16 protein-coding genes and 1 riboswitch are annotated in these 19,061 nt (G+C 68.7%); of the genes, 8 read left to right on the forward strand and 8 right to left on the reverse strand.

The window, feature by feature from the left end; translation table 11 throughout:
• Positions 1-48 precede the first annotated feature (48 nt).
• The 4 genes from PBV52_RS32305 (at position 49) to PBV52_RS32320 (ending at position 4,505) form a co-directional block, all read left to right on the forward strand.
• Positions 49-1,029 carry a hypothetical protein gene (locus PBV52_RS32305; protein ID WP_274243210.1) on the forward strand — a complete coding sequence of 327 codons (981 nt, stop codon included), beginning with the start codon at positions 49-51 and terminating at the stop codon, positions 1,027-1,029.
• A gap of 72 nt (positions 1,030-1,101) precedes the next feature.
• Positions 1,102-1,752, forward strand: a complete 651-nt coding sequence (gene def, locus PBV52_RS32310; protein ID WP_274243211.1) for a peptide deformylase — start codon at positions 1,102-1,104, stop codon at positions 1,750-1,752.
• Positions 1,753-2,043: 291 nt separating this feature from the next.
• Positions 2,044-3,129: an epi-isozizaene synthase gene (gene cyc1 / locus PBV52_RS32315; protein ID WP_274243213.1), complete on the forward strand. Its 1,086-nt coding sequence runs from the start codon at positions 2,044-2,046 to the stop codon at positions 3,127-3,129.
• Complete coding sequence (locus PBV52_RS32320; RefSeq protein WP_274243214.1) at positions 3,126-4,505, forward strand: cytochrome P450; 1,380 nt, start codon at positions 3,126-3,128, stop codon at positions 4,503-4,505. The genes cyc1 and PBV52_RS32320 overlap by 4 nt, the downstream gene beginning before the upstream one ends.
• 31 nt (positions 4,506-4,536) lie before the next feature.
• Here the strand turns inward: PBV52_RS32320 and PBV52_RS32325 are convergent, their stop codons facing one another.
• The 8 genes from PBV52_RS32325 to PBV52_RS32360 all read right to left on the reverse strand — a co-directional run bounded on the left by PBV52_RS32325 (position 4,537) and on the right by PBV52_RS32360 (position 14,030).
• Entirely contained in the window at positions 4,537-5,550 is a 1,014-nt protein-coding gene (locus PBV52_RS32325; protein ID WP_030052438.1) for a ribonucleotide-diphosphate reductase subunit beta, read from the reverse strand.
• Positions 5,550-7,946: a ribonucleoside-diphosphate reductase subunit alpha gene (locus PBV52_RS32330; RefSeq protein WP_274243215.1), complete on the reverse strand. Its 2,397-nt coding sequence runs from the start codon at positions 7,944-7,946 to the stop codon at positions 5,550-5,552. Before PBV52_RS32330 ends, PBV52_RS32325 begins: the two co-directional genes overlap by 1 nt.
• Positions 7,947-8,092: 146 nt before the next feature.
• A riboswitch (cobalamin riboswitch) is annotated at positions 8,093-8,183 on the reverse strand.
• Positions 8,184-8,260: 77 nt separating this feature from the next.
• Positions 8,261-8,767, reverse strand: a complete 507-nt coding sequence (locus PBV52_RS32335; protein WP_274243217.1) for a GNAT family N-acetyltransferase — start codon at positions 8,765-8,767, stop codon at positions 8,261-8,263.
• 72 nt (positions 8,768-8,839) lie between these two features.
• Positions 8,840-10,450 carry a monocarboxylate uptake permease MctP gene (gene mctP / locus PBV52_RS32340; protein ID WP_274243219.1) on the reverse strand — a complete coding sequence of 537 codons (1,611 nt, stop codon included), beginning with the start codon at positions 10,448-10,450 and terminating at the stop codon, positions 8,840-8,842.
• Entirely contained in the window at positions 10,447-10,710 is a 264-nt protein-coding gene (locus PBV52_RS32345) for a DUF3311 domain-containing protein (protein ID WP_274243220.1), read from the reverse strand. The genes mctP and PBV52_RS32345 overlap by 4 nt, the downstream gene beginning before the upstream one ends.
• A 141-nt stretch (positions 10,711-10,851) precedes the next feature.
• Entirely contained in the window at positions 10,852-11,019 is a 168-nt protein-coding gene (locus PBV52_RS32350; RefSeq protein WP_275946782.1) for a YbdD/YjiX family protein, read from the reverse strand.
• A 1-nt stretch (position 11,020) separates the two neighbouring features.
• On the reverse strand, positions 11,021-13,177 hold the full coding sequence (locus tag PBV52_RS32355; RefSeq protein ID WP_274243222.1) for a carbon starvation CstA family protein: 2,157 nt from the start codon (positions 13,175-13,177) through the stop codon (positions 11,021-11,023).
• 88 nt (positions 13,178-13,265) lie between these two features.
• A complete protein-coding gene (locus tag PBV52_RS32360) occupies positions 13,266-14,030 on the reverse strand; it encodes a GntR family transcriptional regulator (protein ID WP_274243223.1) in 765 nt (254 codons plus the stop codon).
• Positions 14,031-14,336: 306 nt separating this feature from the next.
• Between PBV52_RS32360 and PBV52_RS32365 the strand changes: the two genes are divergently transcribed.
• From PBV52_RS32365 to PBV52_RS32380, 4 genes are all read left to right on the forward strand, one after another.
• The gene (locus PBV52_RS32365) at positions 14,337-15,614 is read left to right on the forward strand and encodes an extracellular solute-binding protein (protein ID WP_274243224.1); all 1,278 of its coding nucleotides are present in this window, start codon (positions 14,337-14,339) and stop codon (positions 15,612-15,614) included.
• 123 nt (positions 15,615-15,737) lie between these two features.
• Entirely contained in the window at positions 15,738-16,724 is a 987-nt protein-coding gene (locus tag PBV52_RS32370; protein ID WP_274243225.1) for a carbohydrate ABC transporter permease, read from the forward strand.
• Positions 16,721-17,551 carry a carbohydrate ABC transporter permease gene (locus PBV52_RS32375; protein ID WP_274243227.1) on the forward strand — a complete coding sequence of 277 codons (831 nt, stop codon included), beginning with the start codon at positions 16,721-16,723 and terminating at the stop codon, positions 17,549-17,551. The genes PBV52_RS32370 and PBV52_RS32375 overlap by 4 nt, the downstream gene beginning before the upstream one ends.
• Before the next feature lie 9 nt (positions 17,552-17,560).
• On the forward strand, positions 17,561-19,045 hold the full coding sequence (locus PBV52_RS32380; RefSeq protein WP_274243228.1) for a glycoside hydrolase family 3 protein: 1,485 nt from the start codon (positions 17,561-17,563) through the stop codon (positions 19,043-19,045).
• The last annotated feature ends 16 nt before the right edge of the window (positions 19,046-19,061 follow it).

Here is a 19,061-nt window from a genome sequence, read left to right on the forward strand (position 1 = left end):
GGGGCGAGCACTAGCCAGCCCACTCCACGGAACTGGCAGGCGGGAATCGTGAGGATCTTCGGCAAGGGACGGCACCGGCCCTCCGCCTCCTGGCGGCAGGCCACCGACCGTGCGTTCACGTTGATCGGTGACGGTCGGTACGACGACGCGGGCGCGTTGCTGACCCGTGCCGCCGATCTGGAGCCCTGGCTTTCGGAGTCCTGGTTCAACCTCGCCCTGCTGCACAAGTTCCGGCACGACTGGGAGCAGGCCCGGGCGGCCGGGCTGCGTGCCGTGGCGCTGCTCGACCGGGAGACCGGGGCGCCCGACTGGTGGAACGTCGGCATCGCGGCCACCGCGCTGCAGGACTGGCCGCTGGCCCGGCGGGCCTGGCAGGCGTACGGGCTGCGGGTGCCGGGCGGGGCGACCGAGTCCGGTGAGCCGGTCGGGATGGACCTGGGCAGCGCGGCCGTACGGCTGTCCCCGGAGGGGGAGGCCGAGGTCGTGTGGGGGCGGCGGCTCGACCCCGCCCGCATCGAGGTGCTGTCGATCCCGCTGCCGTCCTCCGGGCGGCGCTGGGGCGAGGTTGTGCTGCACGACGGGGTGCCGCACGGCGAGCGGACCACGTCCGCCGGGCACGCCTACCCCGTCTTCGACGAGATCGAGCTGTGGGCGCCCTCGCCGGTCCCCACCTGGGTGGTCCTCCTGGAGGCCGCCACCGAGGCCGACCGGGACGCCCTGGAGCAGCTCGCGGCCGACGCCGGGTTCGCCGCGGAGGACTGGTCGTCGTCGGTGCGGCTGCTGTGCCGGATGTGCTCCGAGTCGCGGATGCCGTCGGACGAGGGCGACGGGGAGCACCTGGACCCGCACGACCACAGTGAGCCCGGTCACCCCGGGCCGCTGGGGCACCGCACCGACGGTCAGCTGTGGGTGCCGGAGCGGGAGTGTGGCGTCGCCGCACCCGCGTCACTGGTGCGGGGACTGCTGGACGGATGGGTCGCCGACAGCCCGGATTCGCGTGACTGGCGGGATCTCGAAGAGGTCTGCTGAGCATTCGCCGTACCCTGTATCAGCATCACATCCCCCTTTTCTTTTGTTTGTGCAGGAAGGCGTACGTCTGTCATGGCCCAGCAGGACACCGAACAGCAGCACGCGGGCGTGCTCCCCGTCGACGACGAGGGCTTCGTCATCGACACGGAGGACTGCGAGGAGCGCGAGCAGGCGTACCGCGAGCGTGGCACCTCGCGGCCCATCACGGTCGTCGGGAACCCGGTGCTCCACAAGGAGTGCAAGGACGTCACCGCGTTCGACGACGAGCTGCTGAAGCTGGTCGACGACATGTTCGCGAGCCAGCGCACCGCCGAGGGCGTGGGCCTGGCCGCCAACCAGATCGGTGTCGACCTGAAGGTTTTCGTCTACGACTGCATGGACGACGAGGGCAAGCGGCACGTCGGTGTCGTGTGCAACCCCAAGCTCGTCGAGCTGCCCGCCGACCGGCGCCGTCTGGACGACAGCAACGAGGGCTGCCTGTCCGTGCCGACGGCGTACGCCGCGCTGGCCCGCCCCGACTACGCCGAGGTGACCGGGCAGGACGAGAAGGGCAACCCGGTCAAGGTGCGCGGCACCGGGTACTTCGCCCGGTGTTTGCAGCACGAGACCGACCACCTGTACGGCTACCTCTACATCGACCGTCTCTCCAAGCGGGAGCGCAAGGACGCGCTCCGGCAGATGGCCGAGAACGAGCCCCGTTACCCCGTCGTCGCGAACGACTGAGTTCCGCTCAAGAGCCCCACAAGTCCCTTCCGTACGGCGCCTGTTCAGGATCCCCTTCCTGACCAGGCGCCGTTCGCATGTCCGTCGCACGTTCGATCCCATACAGGCAGATTGTGATCCAGGTCCAGTCACATAGGGGGAGATTCTCGGCATCGTGGGGTAGTGAATGAAGCAAATCCGTTCCCAGATCGGTCAGTTGTGGTGCTGAATGGAAGTGCGGGGATACGCGACGGCGCACGCCCGGCACAGCGGGAGGGGCGTGTACAACTGGCGGCTGAGAGGGGTTTGTTCGTGCATGCTTTCTCACGCGGCACCACATCGACACCGACGGCGGTCCCGGTACCACCCTCGCTCTCTCTCCCGGTGATCGAAGCAGCGTTTCCCAGGCAACTCCATCCGTATTGGCCCCAACTCCAGGAGAAGACCCGCACCTGGCTGCTGGAAAGGCGGCTGATGCCGGCCGACAAGGTCGATGAATATGCCGACGGCCTTTGCTACACCGACCTCATGGCGGGGTACTACATCGGCGCCCCCGACGAGGTGCTCCAGGCGATCGCGGACTTCAGCGCGTGGTTCTTCGTCTGGGACGACCGGCACGACCGCGACATCGTCCACCACCGCCCGGCCGCCTGGCGTCGGCTGAGGTTCCGCCTGCACGCGGCGCTCGACTCACCCCAGGACCATCTGCATCACGCGGACCCGCTGGTCGCGGGGTTCGCGGACAGCGTGGTGCGGCTGTATTCGTTCCTGCCCCCCACCTGGAACGCCCGGTTCGCCCGGCACTTCCACGCGGTGATCGAGGCGTACGACCGGGAATTCCGCAACCGCACCGAGGGGCACATCCCCACGGTCGAGGACTATCTCGAACTGCGCCGGCTCACCTTCGCGCACTGGATCTGGACCGACCTGCTCGAGCCGAGCGCCGGGCTGGAACTACCGGACCGGGTACGAAAACACCCGGCATATCGGCGGCCGGCGTTACTGAGCCAGGAATTCGCCGCCTGGTACAACGACCTCTGCTCATTCCCCAAGGAAATCGCCGGCGACGAGGTCCACAATCTCGGAATCAGCCTCATCACACACAAGGGGCTGACTCTGGAAGAGACGGTGGCGGAAGTCAGACAACGCGTCGAGGACTGCATATCCGAGTTCCTCGTGGCCGAGCGGGACGCCCTGGAATTCGCCGACTCGCTGGCCGACGGCACGGCGTGGGGAAAGGAACTCTGCGCCGCCGTGCGCGCCTGCGTCCGCAATATGCGCAACTGGTTCAGCTCGGTCTACTGGTTCCACCACGAGTCCGGCCGGTACATGGTCGACAGCTGGGACGACCGGTCCACGCCCCCGTACGTCAACAACGAAGCGGCAGGTGAGCAATGACCGTCGAGTCCGTCCGCCCCGAAGCCCAACCCCGTGGGACTTCGGAACTGCGTGAGCCGCCCCTCGCGGGCGGGAAAGTTCCGCTTCTCGGCCACGGCTGGAAGCTGGTCCGCGATCCGCTGGCCTTCATGGCCGGGCTCAGGGCCCACGGCGACGTCGTACGGCTCAGGCTCGGCCCGAAGACGGTGTACGCCGTCACCGCGCCGGACCTCACCGGCGCGCTGGCGCTGAGCACCGACTTCGAGATCGCCGGGCCGCTGTGGGAGTCCCTGGAAGGCCTGCTCGGCAAGGAGGGAGTGGCCACGGCGAACGGCCCCCGGCACCGGCGTCAGCGGCGCACCATCCAGCCCGCCTTCCGGCTCGACGCGATCCCCGGGTACGGGCCGATCATGGAGGAGGAGGCACACGCGCTGACCGAGCGCTGGAAGCCCGGCGAGACCATCGACTGCACCTCCGAGTCGTTCCGGATCGCCGTGCGCATCGCCGCCCGCTGTCTGCTGCGCGGCGCGTACATGGACGCGCGGGCCGAGCGGCTGTGTGCCGCGCTCGACACCCTCTTCCGCGGTATGTACCGGCGGATGGTGATCCCGCTCGGGCGGCTTTACAACCTGCCTCTCCCGGCCAACCGCACATTCAACCGCGCCCTGGCCGATTTCCATCTCCTGGTCGACGAGATCGTCGCCGAACGCCGGGCATCTGGTCAAAAGCCGGACGATTTGCTGACGGCATTGCTGGACGCGAAGGACGAGAATGGCGATCCCATAGGGGAACAGGAGATCCACGATCAGGTCGTCGCGATACTCACCGCGGGCGCCGAGACCGTGGCCTCCACGATCATGTGGCTGCTCCATGTGTTCTCGGAACATCCGGAACACGCAGACAAGGTGTGCGCGGAGGTCGAATCCGTCACCGGTGGCCGGCCCGTGGCATTCGAGGACGTCCGCAGGCTCGGGCACACCAACAATGTCGTCGTGGAGGCGATGCGTTTGCGCCCCGCGATCTGGATTCTGACGCGACGGGCGGTCGCCGATACGTCACTGGGTGGCTATCGCATTCCGGCCGGGGCCGACATCGTCTACAGCCCCTACGCCATCCAGCGCGACCCGAAGTCGTACGCCCACCACCTCGAGTTCGACCCCGACCGCTGGCTTCCGGAACGCGTCAAGGACGTGCCGAAATACGCCATGAGTCCGTTCGGCGTCGGCAATCGCAAGTGCCCGAGCGATCACTTCTCCATGGCGATGCTGACGCTGATCACGGCGGCGCTGTCCACCAGGTACCGCTTCGAGCAGGTGTCCGGTTCGAGCGACGCGACCCGGGTGGGCATCACACTCCACCCGCACCACCTGCTGCTGCGGCCGGTGCCGAGGGACTGACACCGGCCGCAGATCGCTGTTCGGCCGAGGCTCAGAAGTCCTCGTCCAGGTCGACGGTGCCCTCCACCGCCACCTGGTACGCCGACGGACGCCGTTCGAAGAAGTTGGTGAGCTCCTGGACGCCCTGCAGCTCCATGAACGAGAAGGGGTTCTCGGAGCCGTACACCGGGGCGAAGCCGAGCCGCGTCAGACGCTGGTCGGCGACACACTCCAGGTACTGCCGCATCGACTCGGTGTTCATGCCCGGGAGGCCGTCACCGCACAGGTCGCGCCCGAACTGCAGCTCGGCCTCGACGGCCTCCCTCAGCATGTCGGTGACCTGCTGCTGGAGTTCGTCGTCGAAGAGCTCCGGCTCCTCCTTGCGGACGGTGTCGACGACGTCGAAGGCGAAGCTCATGTGCATCGTCTCGTCGCGGAACACCCAGTTGGTGCCGGTGGCCAGGCCGTGCAGCAGGCCCCGGCTGCGGAACCAGTAGACGTAGGCGAAGGCACCGTAGAAGAACAGGCCCTCGATGCACGCGGCGAAGCAGATCAGGTTGAGCAGGAAGCGGCGCCGGTCGGCCTTGGTCTCCAGGCGCTCCAGCTTCTCGACCTCGTTGATCCACTTGAAGCAGAACTCGGCCTTCTCGCGGATGGACGGGATGTTCTCGACGGCGTCGAACGCCGCCGCCCTGTCCTGCGGGTCGGGCAGATAGGTGTCGAGCAGCGTCAAGTAGAACTGGACGTGGACGGCCTCCTCGAAGAGCTGCCGGCTCAGGTACAGCCGCGCCTCGGGGGAGTTGATGTGCTTGTACAGCGTCAGCACCAGGTTGTTCGCGACGATCGAGTCGCCCGTCGCGAAGAACGCGACCAGCCGGCCGATCATGTGCTGCTCACCCTCGGACAGCTTCGCGAGGTCGGCGACGTCCGAGTGGAGGTCGACCTCCTCGACGGTCCAGGTGTTCTTGATGGCGTCCCGGTAGCGCTCGTAGAAGTCCGGGTAGCGCATGGGGCGCAGGGTGAGCTCGAAGCCCGGGTCGAGCAAGTTGGCGTTACGGGCGGTCATTACTGGCAGGCCTCGCAGGACTCGGGGTTTTCCAGGGAGCAGGCGACGGCGTCGGGGTCGGCCACCTGCTGGGCGGGGATGGTCTTTTCCGGCTGGGCGGACTGGGCCTGGGCGGCGCGGGCGATGCGGGTCGCCGGGCGCGAGCGCAGGTAGTACGTCGTCTTCAGGCCCTGCTTCCAGGCGTACGCGTACATCGAGGAGAGCTTGCCGATGGTCGGCGTCTCCATGAAGAGGTTCAGGGACTGGGACTGGTCGAGGAACGGCGTCCGGTCCGCGGCCATGTCGATCAGGCCGCGCTGCGGGATCTCCCACGCCGTGCGGTACAGGGCCCGTACGTCCGCCGGGATCCAGGCGAAGTCCTGCACCGAGCCGTTCGCCTCGCGCAGCGCCTCACGGGTGCGGGCGTCCCAGACGCCGAGTGCCTTGAGTTCGTTGACCAGGTAGGAGTTGACCTGGAGGAACTCGCCGGACAGCGTCTCGCGCTTGAACAGGTTGGAGACCTGCGGCTCGATGCACTCGTAGACGCCGGCGATGGACGCGATGGTGGCGGTGGGCGCGATGGCGAGGAGGAGGGAGTTGCGCAGGCCGGTCGTGGCCATACGGTCCCGCAGGGCGGCCCAGCGCTCCGGCCAGGTCAGCTCGACGCCGTAATGGTCGGGGTGCAGGACGCCCTTGGCCGTACGGGTCTTCTCCCAGGCCGGCAGCGGGCCGTTGCGCTCGGCCAGGTCGGCGGAGGCCTCGTACGCGGCGAGCATGACGCGCTCGGCGATACGGGTGGAGAGGGCTCGGGCCTGCGGTGAGTCGAAGGGCAGCCGCAGTTTGAAGAAGACGTCCTGCAGGCCCATCGCGCCCAGGCCGACGGGACGCCACTTGGCGTTCGACCGGCCGGCCTGCTCGGTCGGGTAGAAGTTGATGTCGACGACGCGGTCGAGGAAGGTGACGGCGGTACGGACGGTGGCGTCCAGCCGCTCCCAGTCGATGTCGCCGGTCATCGTGTCGACGAAGGCACCGAGATTGACGGACCCCAGGTTGCAGACCGCCGTCTCCCCGTCGTCCGTGACCTCCAGGATCTCCGTGCAGAGGTTCGAGGAGTGGACGACGTGGCCCGGCAGCGCCGTCTGGTTGGCGGTGCGGTTGGCGGCGTCCTTGAAGGTCATCCAGCCGTTGCCGGTCTGCGCGAGGGTGCGCATCATGCGGCCGTACAGGTCACGGGCCGGGATGGTCTTCTTCGCGAGCCCGGCCGCCTCCGCCTTGCAGTACGCCGCGTCGAACTCCTCGCCCCACAGGTCGACCAGCTCGGGCACGTCGGCGGGGGAGAACAGGGACCACAGGCCGTCGGCGTTCACGCGGCGCATGAACTCGTCCGGGACCCAGTGCGCGAGGTTCAGGTTGTGCGTACGCCGGGCGTCCTCACCGGTGTTGTCGCGCAGCTCCAGGAACTCCTCGATGTCGGAGTGCCAGGTCTCCAGGTAGACCGCGGCCGCGCCCTTGCGCCGGCCGCCCTGGTTCACGGCGGCGACCGAGGCGTCGAGGGTCTTCAGGAACGGGACGATGCCGTTGGAGTGACCGTTGGTGCCGCGGATCAGCGAACCCCGGGAGCGGATACGGGAGTACGAAAGGCCGATGCCGCCGGCGTGCTTCGAGAGGCGGGCGACCTGGTGGTAGCGGTCGTAGATGGAGTCCAGCTCGTCCAGCGGGGAGTCGAGCAGGTAGCAGGACGACATCTGGGGGTGCCGGGTGCCGGAGTTGAAGAGCGTGGGGGAGGAGGGGAGGTAGTCGAGGCGGCTCATGAGCCCGTAGAGCGCGGCGACTTCGTCCACCGACCTGGCCGTGTCGTCCTCCGCGAGGCCCGCGGCGACGCGCAGCATGAAGTGCTGGGGCGTCTCGATGACCTTGCGGGTGATGGGGTGGCGGAGCAGGTACCGGCTGTGCAGGGTGCGCAGGCCGAAGTAGCCGAAGCGGTCGTCGGCGCCGGTGTCGATCAGGGCGTCGAGGCGGGCGGCGTGCAGGCGCACGAACTCGGCGGTCCGGTCGGCGATGAGCCCCTCGCGATGCCCGACCGCGACCGACTCGGTGAAGGACGTGACGCCCTGCGAGGCGGCCTCGGCGGCGACGGAGATGGTCAGCAGCCGGGCGGCCAGCCTGCTGTAGGCGGGGTCCTCGGAGATCAGACCGGCCGCCGCCTCGGTGGCCAGCTCGCGCAGCTCCTGCTCGTCCGCGATGGCGGACCGGCCGCGCAGCGCGGCGGCGGCGACCCGGCCGGGGTCGGCGTCGGGGAGGTCGGCGGTCAGCTCGGTCAGGGTCCGCAGCAAGGCGGTTCCCGGAGCGTCCTTGTCGGTCGGGCCGGCCGGGACGGTCGGAACGGCTGAGGCCGGGTCTGCTGGCGCGATGGTCACGTGGGGGCTCTCCCTCGCTCGGCACGGGGGCCTTGCGGGAGGGCAGGGGGCAGCACACGAGCGCACGCGGCGTCGCGTCCACCGGCCCATTCCACGAGGCCCGGACGTCAGGCGCACCGGCCGGGTGGCCGGGCGCGCTGTCGGCAGGTCCTCGGACTGACTCTCGTACGACGGCATGCGGGCATACGTGTACGAGTACACCGTTGCGGGACAGTTCCGGATTCGCACCGGATTCCCCTGCGGCGACAGCGAGCATGAGCATACATCTTGTGCCGGGCTGTCGTGTCACCCCCAGATGTAGTGTCGTGGTGGTTTCAGAGCGTCAACTCGTAGGTGAGGAGAGTGATGTCGTCGAGGGCCGGGATCGGATTCCAGTCCCGCTCGGGTGTGCGGACGAAGCCCAGACGTTCGTAGATGCGGTGGGCGCTGTGCATGGTGCGCTGGGTCGACAGGACGATGCGTACGCAGCCCTCCGTGGCCCGTGCGCGGTCGATGCAGGCGCGTACGAGGGCTTCTCCGGCGCCCCGGCCCCGGGCGTCCTGCGCGACCGCCAGCATGCGGATCGTGGCCTCGCCGGGCCCGGCTATGTCGGCCATCGGCCCGCCGCCCGGTACGAAGGTCACGCCGCCCCGCAGCCGGCCCTTCTCGACAGCCACCAGCACCTCGGCGGCGGCCGCCCGCTTGGCCACGTCCTTCAGCTCACCGAGGTATTCGTCGCTCTCCCCGAAGTCGAGGAGGCCGTCCTGGAGGTAGGCCCGGGCGGTGATCTCGCCCAGGGCGTCGTACTCGTCGGGTTTCGCCTGCCGGATCACGATGTCCATGCGGCTGAGTGTGCCGGACGGGTACGACAACGGGCCGCCGGATTTCTCCGGCGGCCCGTGGATGCCAGGTGCTCAGTGGGACGCGCCCGCAGTCGCCGGCGGCAGTTCCACCTGGACGCCCGCGTCGCCCGCGTCCGCCGTGTAGTCCTCCGGCCTGGTCTCGTCGATGCCCTCGGGGGCCTTCGCCGCCTTCAGGACGAAGGTGAGGACGACCGTCACGACCACGTTCAGTACGAACGCCGTCAGGCCGATGTAGCCGATCTCCCCGATGCCGGGGATCTCCTTCGCCGAGCCGCCGAAGTGCTTCTGGGTCGGGGAGGCGACACCGTACGCGGCGATCGTGCCGTAGAGCATGCCGACCGCCCAGCCGGCCAGCAGGGCCCAGCGGTGGAACCAGCGGGTGAACAGGCCGCCGACCAGGGCCGGGAAGGTCTGCAGGATCCAGATGCCGCCCAGGAGCTGGAAGTTGATCGCGACCGTCTTGTCCATGGTGAGGACGAAGATCAGGGCGCCCACCTTCACCAGCAGCGAGACCAGCTTGGAGACCTTGGTCTCCTGCGCGGGCGTCGCGTCCGGCTTGATGAAGTCCTTGTAGATGTTGCGGGTGAAGAGGTTCGCGGCCGCGATGGACATGATGGCCGCGGGGACGAGCGCTCCGATGCCGATCGCCGCGAAGGCGACGCCCGCGAACCAGGCCGGGAACATGTCCTCGAAGAGCTGCGGGATCGCCAACTGGGGGTTGGTGGCCTTGACTCCGGCCGCGATCGCCATGAAGCCCAGCAGGGCGAGCAGGCCCAGCATCAGGGAGTACAGCGGCAGGATCGTGGTGTTGCGGCGGATCACCTCACGGCTGCGCGAGGAGAGCGTCGCCGTGATCGAGTGCGGGTACATGAACAGCGCGAGCGCGGAGCCCAACGCCAGCGTGGCGTACGTCCACTGGCCCGCCTCGGGCGGAACCAGGCCGCCGGCGCCGGCCTTCGTGTACTTCTCGCCCGCCGCGGCGAAGATCTCGTCGAATCCGCCCAGCTTGATCGGGATGTAGATGATCGCCACCGCGATGACGATGTAGATCAGCGTGTCCTTGACGAACGCGATCAGCGCGGGGGCGCGCAGACCCGAGGAGTAGGTGTACGCCGCCAGCACGCCGAAGGCGATGAGGAGCGGGAGGTCCTTGACGAACCAGTTGGTGTTCTCGCCGCCGCCCACGCCCATCACGTCCAGCACCGCCTGGATGCCGACCAACTGGAGCGCGATGTACGGCATGGTCGCCAGGAGGCCGGTGACGGCCACGGCCAGCGACAGGCCCTTCGAACCGAAGCGGCCGCGCACGAAGTCCGAGGTCGTCACATAGCCGTGCTTGTGCGAGACCGACCACAGGCGGGGCAGGAACGTGAAGATCAGGGGGTAGACGAGAATCGTGTAGGGCACCGCGAAGAAGCCCGCCGCGCCGGCCGCGTAGATCGCCGCCGGGACCGCCACGAAGGTGTACGCCGTGTACAGGTCGCCGCCGAGCAGGAACCAGGTCACCCAGGTGCCGAACGACCGGCCGCCCAGGCCCCATTCGTCGAGGCTGTGCTCGTTCTCGGCCTTGCGCCAGCGCGCGGCCAGGAAGCCCATGACCGTCACGGCCAGGAAGAAGAAGATGAAGACGGTGAGTGCCACGCCGTTCACGTCGTTCTTCACTCCGACGCACCGCCCTTCTCGGAAGCGCGGGCGCGCTGGTCACGCTGCCACAGCTTGTACGCGATCATCGTCAGCGCCGTGGAGAGCAGGACCCACAGCATCTGGTACCAGTAGAAGAACGGGATGCCGGCGAACTCCGGGTCCGTCTTGGCGTACGAACCCACCCACAACATCGCCACGAAGGGCGCGACGAGACAGAGCGCGATGACGACCCGGACGGGTGTCACCACCGCTCTGTTCACTTCTGGGGCATCTGACATCTGACGGCTCCGTCCCCTCACTGATCACCTGTGAAACGCGGAGGCAATGTAGGTGACGGTGCAACGACAGCGGAAGACCCCGTCCGCATATCGGATGTGGAGGCTTGGTGTGGGGGTTCGCTGTGGAGGGCGTCGGGGGGCTCAGCAGCAGCGGAACCCCTGGCGCGGATCCGCCTCCCGGCGGTCGGTCCGCATCCGTTCGAAATCACGCCGGGACGGCACCTTCGCGTCCGGGTGATCGTGCCGTAGGTGCGCGACATAACGGTCGTACGCCGACTCGTCGGTCAGCTCACGCACATACCAGCGCACGCTACTGAGGACCTGCCGAAGACGGGGTACCCGCCGAAGCGACCGCACGCTGCTCCTCCTCCCTCTCCTCCTTCGTCGGGATCAGCCCGGCCGGTGCGGTGATCTTCGACTCGACGTACGGCGCCTCGCTGAGCGTGGAGAGCGCCGGGCGGCGGACGTGCCGGACGCAGACGCGGGCGGCGTCGACGATGACGACGACGATCAGGAGCGCGAGGACCGCCGAGAGGACGCCGTCCACCGTGGAGTTGGTGACCACGGTGTGCATGTCGTCCATGGTCTTGGCGGGCGGCAGCACCTCGCCGCGGTCGATGGCGTCCTGGAAGACCTGACGCTGCTTGAAGAAGCCGACCTTGGGGTCGCTGGAGAAGACCTTCTGCCAGCTGGCGGTGAGCGTCACCGTGGCGTCCCAGGCCAGCGGAACCCCGGTGATCCAGGCCCACTTGAGGCGTCCCGACTTCACCAGCAGGGTCGTACAGACGGCGAGGGCGACAGCCGCGAGCAGCTGGTTGGAGATGCCGAAGATCGGGAACAGCTGGTTGATGCCGCCGAGGGGCTCGTGCACGCCCACCCACAGGAAGTACCCCCACAGGCCGCACACCACGGCGCTGGTGATGACCAGGCCGGGCTTCCAGCTGACGTTCCTGAACGGCCGGTAGAGGTTGCCCAGCGTGTCCTGGAGCATGAACCGGCCCACGCGCGTGCCGGCGTCCAGCGCGGTCAGGATGAACAGCGCCTCGAACATGATCGCGAAGTGGTACCAGAAGGCGCGCAGGCCGTCGCCGGTGACCTGGGAGAAGATCTCCGAGACGCCGATCGCGAGGGTGGGCGCGCCGCCCGTGCGGGAGAGCAGGGTCGCCTCCTCGACGTTCTCCGCCGCCCGCGCGAGCGCCTCGGGGGAGATCTGGTAGCCCCAACTCCCCACGACCTGCGAGGCGTTCTGGACCGTGTCCCCGATGACCCCCGCCGGCGCGTTCATCGCGAAGTACAGGCCCGGGTCGATGATGCTCGCCGCCACCAGCGCCATCACCGCGACCGACGACTCCATCAGCATGGAGCCGTAGCCGATCATCCGGACCTGCGTCTCCTTCTGGATCATCTTCGGCGTCGTACCGGACGAGATGAGCGAGTGGAAGCCGGACAGGGCACCGCAGGCGATGGTGATGAACACGAACGGGAACAGGGACCCCGCGAAGACCGGGCCGTCGCCGCGCGAGGCGAAGTCGGTCACCGCGTCCATCTTCAGCGTCGGCAGCGCGACGACCACGCCGAGGGCGAGCAGGGCGATCGTGCCGATCTTCATGAAGGTGGAGAGGTAGTCGCGCGGCGCCAGCAGCATCCACACCGGCAGGATCGAGGCGATGAAGCCGTACGCCACCAGCCAGACGACCAGCGTCGAGGGCGCGAGGGTGAAGGTGCCGGCCCACGACGACTCGGCGACCCAGCGGCCCGCGACCAGGGCGAACAGCAGCAGCGCGACGCCGATCACCGAGACCTCGGTGACCCGGCCGGGGCGCAGGACCCGCAGGTAGAAGCCCATCAGCAGGGCGATCGGGATCGTCATCGCGATGGAGAAGGTGCCCCAGGGGGACTGGGCGAGGGCGTTGACGATCACCAGCGCCAGCACGCCGAGCAGGATGATCATGATGGCGAAGGCGGCGAGCAGCGCGGCCGCGCCGCCGAACGGGCCGATCTCCTCGCGCGCCATCTGCCCCAGCGAGCGTCCGTCCCGGCGGGTGGAGAAGAACAGCACCACCATGTCCTGGACCGCGCCGGCGAAGATGACGCCGGCGATGATCCAGACCGTGCCCGGGAGGTAGCCCATCTGCGCGGCCAGGACCGGGCCGACGAGGGGTCCGGCACCGGCGATCGCCGCGAAGTGGTGGCCGAGCAGGACGCGGCGGTCGGTGGGGTGGAAGTCGATGCCGTTGTCGAGGCGTTCGGCCGGGGTGGCCCTGGTCCTGTCGACCTTCAGGACCTTGTACGCGATGAACTTCGCGTAGAAGCGGTAGGCGATGGCGTACGAGCCGAGGGCGGCCGCGACCATCCAGGCGGCGGAGACCTCCTCGCCGCGGGAGAGCGCGAGCACTGTCCACCCGGCGGCACCGACGAGCGCGACCAGGGTCCAGACAGTGATGGTGCGGACGTTCGCGGTACGCATCGGGGAGTCCTCCCGTCCATGCGGCGACGGGAGGACCGTAGAACAGGAAAAGGTGAAGCGCTACACCGCGTGCACTACCGCAAGTGGACTAATCCTGCGGCCGCTTGAGCCGTGCCACGAACTTGTACCGGTCCCCCCGGTACACCGACCGCACCCACTCCACCGGCTGCCCCTCGCGGTCCAGCGAATGACGGGACAGCATCAGCATCGGCAGGCCCACGTCGGTGCCGAGCAGGCCGGCCTCGCGCGGGGTGGCCAGGGAGGTCTCGATGGTCTCCTCGGCCTCGGCGAGATGGACGTCGTAGACCTCGGCGAGGGCCGTGTAGAGGGAGGTGTACTTGACCAGGGACCTGCGCAGGGCCGGGAAGCGCTTCGCGCTCAGGTGGGTGGTCTCGATGGCCATCGGCTCGCCGTTCGCCATGCGCAGCCGCTCGATGCGCAGCACCCGTACGCCGGCCGTGATGTCGAGCAGCTCGGCGAGGCGGTCGTCGGCGGTGATGTAGCCGATGTCCAGCAGCTGCGAGGTCGGTTCCAGGCCCTGGGCGCGCATGTCCTCGGTGTACGAGGTGAGTTGGAGGGCCTGCGAGACCTTCGGCTTGGCGACGAACGTGCCCTTGCCCTGGATGCGCTCCAGGCGTCCCTCGACGACCAGCTCCTGCAGGGCCTGGCGCACGGTCGTGCGGGAGGTGTCGAACTCGGCGGCCAGGGTGCGCTCGGGCGGGACCGGGGTGCCGGGCGCCTGGGTCTCCGTCATGTCGAGGAGGTGCTTCTTCAGGCGGTAGTACTTGGGCACGCGGGCGGTACGGACCGTGGCGCCGTTCTCGTTCTCCGCACTGCTGACGTCGGTGCTCATGGTCTGCCTTCCCGGCTCCGGATGCGGGTCACATCGTGATCCCTTCTGTATACCGTCGCCGCCTCTTTTGGTCTAGTCCACACTGCCAGGTGGTCTAGCGGACGAGAGTACTCCGACGTCGTTGTTTTCGCTGCCTTCTTACTTAAAGGTTCCTGCATATGTAGGTCCCATAACGGCTGGTCAGGGGCCATTCGGCCACCCTTGACACGCTTCGTGGTCTGGTCCAAGCTCCCCCTACTGGTCTACACCATTGGTCCAGGTCCCGGCCCATGGGCGGGAGGTGTGGGCATCCCTGAGGAGGGTGGCGTGAAGCGCAAGCTGATATCCGCGATCGGTGTCGCGGGCATGATGATCTCGCTGGCGGCGTGCGGGGGCGACAACGGCGACGGCGGGGACAAGGCCGGGGCGGACGGCTATGCGGGCCAGACGCTCACGGTGTGGGTGATGGACGGCTCCACGCCGGACCAGTGGCAGAAGGACGTCCAGGCAGCCTTCGAGAAGCAGACCAAGGCCAAGGTCAAGTTCGAGATCCAGCAGTGGAACGGCATCCAGCAGAAGCTGACCACCGCCCTGTCCGAGGAGAACCCGCCGGACGTCTTCGAGATCGGCAACACCCAGACCCCGGCCTACGCCAAGACCGGCGGCCTCGCCGACCTCGCCGACCTGAAGTCCGAGATCGGCGCCGAGTGGACCGAGTCCCTCAACGAGTCCTCCATCTACGACGGCAAGCAGTACGCCGCCCCGTGGTACTTCGCCAACCGCGTCGTCCTCTACAACAAGAAGATCTGGGCCGAGGCGGGCCTCAAGGACACCCCCAAGACGCGCGACGAGTTCTACGCCGACCTCAAGCAGATCGGCGAGAAGACCGACGCCGAGCCGATCTACCTGCCCGGCCAGAACTGGTACCACTTCGTCGGCCTGACCATCGGTGAGGGCGCCGAGCTGGTCAAGAAGGACGGCGACAAGTACGTCTCCAACCTCGCCGACCCGAAGATCGCCGCCGCCATGGAGACGTACAAGAAGTTCCAGGCGCTGTCCAAGGCGCCCAAGGACAAGGACGAGGCCACCCCGCAGCAGGGCGAGGTCTTCGGCAAGGGCAAGGTCGGCGCCTTCATCGGCATGGGCTGGGAGGCCGGCATCGCGATCAAGGCCAACCCGAAGATCGAGAAGGAGATCGGCTACTTCACCCTCCCCGGTGCCACGGCCGACAAGCCCGAGGGCGTCTTCCTCGGCGGCTCCAACCTTGCGGTCGCCGCGGGCAGCGAGAAGCAGGAGCTCGCCAAGGAGTTCCTGAAGATCGCCCTGTCCGACAAGTACGAGGGCGAGCTGGCCAAGCTCAACGGCGTCATCCCGAACAAGGAGTCGCTGCAGACCAACCTCAAGGGCAACGTCGTCGCCGAGGCCGCCGCGCCGGCCGCCGCGGGCGGTGGCACCACGCCGCTGATCCCGGAGTGGGCCGCCGTGGAGAACGCGCCCAACCCGATCAAGACGTACATGACCGCCGTGCTGAACGGCAAGTCCCCGGCCGAGGCCGCGGCGCAGGTCGAGGACGAGTTCAACAAGCGTCTGTCGCAGCAGCAGTAGCAGCAGTGCAGCGGCAGTAACGACGCCGGTGTTCGCGCCGGGGTGGGGGATGCGCGTGCCGCCCCCCGCCCCGGCGACCGCACGCGGGTCTACGTACGTAGGTCGAGAAGAGAGATCGCGAGCATGACCGTGCAGACCGAACGGCCGCCCTCCGGCCCGGTGGACGTAACCAAGAGGGATGAGGGCGGGCCCGCCGGACCGCGGCCCCGAGCCGCGTCCCGCGCCGGCGCGCTCACCCCGTACCTCCTGCTTCTGCCTGCCTGCGTGGCCACCGTGCTGCTGCTCGGCTGGCCGCTGCTGAAGGACGTCCTGCTGTCGTTCCAGAACCTCAACATGGCGCAGCTGATCCAGCACGTCACCGAGTGGAACGGCATCGACAACTACAAGGAGGTCCTCACCGGCGAGGACTTCTGGCGCGTCACCCTGCGCTCGATCCTGTTCACGGCGGTCAACGTCGCCCTGATCATGATCCTCGGCGCGCTGGTCGGCCTGCTGCTCGCCCGCCTCGGCCGGCGGATGCGGGTCATGCTGATGATCGGGCTCGTGCTGGCCTGGGCGATGCCCGTGGTCGCCGCGACCACGGTCTACCAGTGGCTGTTCGCGCAGCGCTTCGGCGTCGTCAACTGGGTCCTGGACAAGCTGGGTTGGCACTCCATGGCCGACTACAGCTGGACCAGCAGCCAGATGTCGACCTTCTTCGTGGTCACGGTCCTGATCGTCTGGCAGTCGATCCCGTTCGTCGCGATCAACCTGTACGCGGCCACGACCACCATCCCGAGCGAGCTCTACGAAGCCGCGGCGCTCGACGGCGCGGGCGGGTGGAAGAGCTTCACCACGGTCACGCTGCCGTTCCTGCGCCCCTTCCTCTACGCCACGACGTTCCTGGAGGTCATCTGGGTCTTCAAGGCGTTCGTGCAGGTCTTCACCATCAACGGCGGCGGCCCCGACCGGCTCACCGAGATCCTGCCCGTCTACGCCTACATCGAGGGCGTCGGCAACCAGCACTACGGCATGGGCGCCGCGATCGCCGTCCTGACCATCCTGATCCTGCTCGGCCTCACCGCCTACTACCTGCGGATCGTGCTCAAGCAAGAGGAGGACGAGCTGTGAAGCGCTCGCTCTTCGGCCGCCTGTGGCCCAATGTCACGGCCGTCGTCCTGTTCATCGGCTTCGTCTTCCCCGTGTACTGGATGTTCGCCACGGCCTTCAAGCCGACCGGCGACATCATCTCGGAGAACCCGGTGTGGTTCCCGACCGACATCACCTTCGAGCACTTCAAGCGGGCGACCGGCGTCGACCACTTCTGGACGTACGTCACCAACTCGCTGATCGTCACGCTCTGCGCGGTCGCCTTCGCCCTGGTCATCGCGCTCGCAGGCTCCTTCGCCCTCGCCCGGATGCGGTTCAAGGGGCGGCGCGGCTTCGTCATCGGCTTCATGCTGGCCCAGATGGCGCCCTGGGAGGTCATGATCATCGCGATGTACATGATCGTGCGGGACGCGTCGATGCTGAACAGCCTCGTGCCGCTGACGGTCTTCTACATGATGATGATCCTGCCCTTCACCATCCTGACCCTGCGCGGCTTCGTCGCCGCCGTGCCCCGGGAGCTGGAGGAGGCCGCGATGGTCGACGGCTGCACCCGCGCCCAGGCGTTCCGCAAGGTCATCCTGCCGCTGCTGGCCCCGGGCCTGATGTCCACGTCCCTGTTCGGCTTCATCACCGCATGGAATGAATTCCCGCTGGTCCTGGTGCTGAACAAGGAGACCGAGGCGCAGACCCTGCCACTGTGGCTGGGCAGCTTCCAGACCGCCTTCGGCGACGACTGGGGCGCGACGATGGCGGCGTCCTCGCTCTTCGCCATCCCGATCCTGATCCTCTTCGTCTTCCTGCAGCGCAGGGCAGTCAGCGGCCTGACGGCCGGCGCCGTGAAGGGATAACGCCACCCGATGACGACAATCGCCAGCGGCACCGACACTTTGACGCGCGACGCCCTGACCGTCCTGCAGCCCGGCTTCACCGGCACGACCGCCCCCGACTGGCTGCTGCGCCGCCTCGGTGAGGGCCTCGCCTCCGTCGGCCTGTTCGGCCGCAACATCGCCTCGCCCGAGCAACTGGCCGCCCTGACCGCCCAGTTGCGCGCCGAACGGGACGACGTACTGGTCGCGATCGACGAGGAGGGCGGCGACGTCACCCGCCTGGAGGTGCGCACCGGCTCCTCCTTCCCCGGCAACCACGCCCTGGGCGCGGTGGACGACGTGGACCTGACGAGGGAGGTGGCGTCCGAACTGGGCCGCCGCCTGGCCGCCTGCGGGGTGAACCTCAACTGGGCCCCCTCGGCGGACGTGAACTCAAACCCCTCCAACCCGGTCATCGGCGTCCGCTCCTTCGGCGCCGACACCGCCCTGGTCGCCCGCCACACCGCGGCCTACGTCACGGGCCTGCAGTCGGCGGGCGTCGCGGCCTGCACGAAGCACTTCCCGGGCCACGGCGACACGGCGGTCGACTCCCACCACGCGCTCCCGCGCATCGACGCGGCCCTGGACGTGCTGTCGGAGCGCGAACTCTCCCCGTTCCGCGCGGCGATCGCCGCCGGCACGCGGGCGGTGATGAGCGCGCACATCCTCATCCCCGCCCTGGACCCCGACCGCCCGGCGACCCTCTCCCGCCCGGTCCTGACCGACCTCCTGCGCGGCGACCTCGGCTACACCGGCCTGATCGTCACCGACGGCATGGAGATGCAGGCCATCGCCGCCACCTACGGCATCGAACGCGGCAGCGTCCTCGCCATCGCGGCCGGCGCCGACGCGATCTGCGTGGGCGGCGGCCTCGCGGACGACGAGACGGTACGCCGCCTGCGCGACGCCCTGGTCGCGGCGGTCCGCTCCGGCGAACTGGCCGAGGAACGGCTGGCGCAGGCGGCGGAGCGAGTCCGGGAGCTGGCCCGCTGGACAGCGACCGTGGCACCGGTGACCGAGGGTGAGGTGCGCACGGACGTGGGCCTCGTCGCGGCCCGCCGCGCGCTGCGGGTCACCGGCGCGGAGCATCACCCCCCCCTCACCGAAGCGCCCTACGTCGCCGCCTTCACCCCGGTCGCGAACATCGCCGTGGGCGACGAGACGCCGTGGGGCGTGGCGGCGGAACTGACCCGCCTGCTCCCCGGCACGGAGACGGGCACGTACACGGGCGAGGACGCGGGCCGAGCGGCCCTGGAAGCGTCCGGTGGCCGGCGAGTGGTGGCCGTGGTCCGCGACGAACACCGGCACACGTGGATGGCAACGGCCCTGGACGCCCTGCTGGAGGCCCGCCCGGACACGATCGTGGTCGAGATGGGCGTCCCCCAGGCGTCCCCCCGAGGCGCCCTCCACATCGCCACCCACGGCGCGGCGCGGGTGTGCGGGCGAGCGGCGGCGGAGGCCATCGCGGGGGAGTAGTCGTGACGGAGCAGCC

The sequence above is a fragment of the Streptomyces sp. T12 genome (assembly GCF_028736035.1).
GTDB lineage: Bacteria > Actinomycetota > Actinomycetes > Streptomycetales > Streptomycetaceae > Streptomyces.

Coding starts and splice junctions, on each gene's coding strand:
- PBV52_RS32325 (WP_030052438.1), bottom strand. CDS start 5,550: ATGACCGCCCGTAACGCCAACTTGCTCGACCCGGGCTTCGAGCTCACC.
- PBV52_RS32380 (WP_274243228.1), top strand. CDS start 17,561: ATGACGACAATCGCCAGCGGCACCGACACTTTGACGCGCGACGCCCTG.
- PBV52_RS32335 (WP_274243217.1), bottom strand. CDS start 8,767: ATGGACATCGTGATCCGGCAGGCGAAACCCGACGAGTACGACGCCCTG.
- def (WP_274243211.1), top strand. CDS start 1,102: ATGGCCCAGCAGGACACCGAACAGCAGCACGCGGGCGTGCTCCCCGTC.
- PBV52_RS32320 (WP_274243214.1), top strand. CDS start 3,126: ATGACCGTCGAGTCCGTCCGCCCCGAAGCCCAACCCCGTGGGACTTCG.
- PBV52_RS32345 (WP_274243220.1), bottom strand. CDS start 10,710: ATGTCAGATGCCCCAGAAGTGAACAGAGCGGTGGTGACACCCGTCCGG.
- PBV52_RS32355 (WP_274243222.1), bottom strand. CDS start 13,177: ATGCGTACCGCGAACGTCCGCACCATCACTGTCTGGACCCTGGTCGCG.
- PBV52_RS32370 (WP_274243225.1), top strand. CDS start 15,738: ATGACCGTGCAGACCGAACGGCCGCCCTCCGGCCCGGTGGACGTAACC.
- PBV52_RS32360 (WP_274243223.1), bottom strand. CDS start 14,030: ATGAGCACCGACGTCAGCAGTGCGGAGAACGAGAACGGCGCCACGGTC.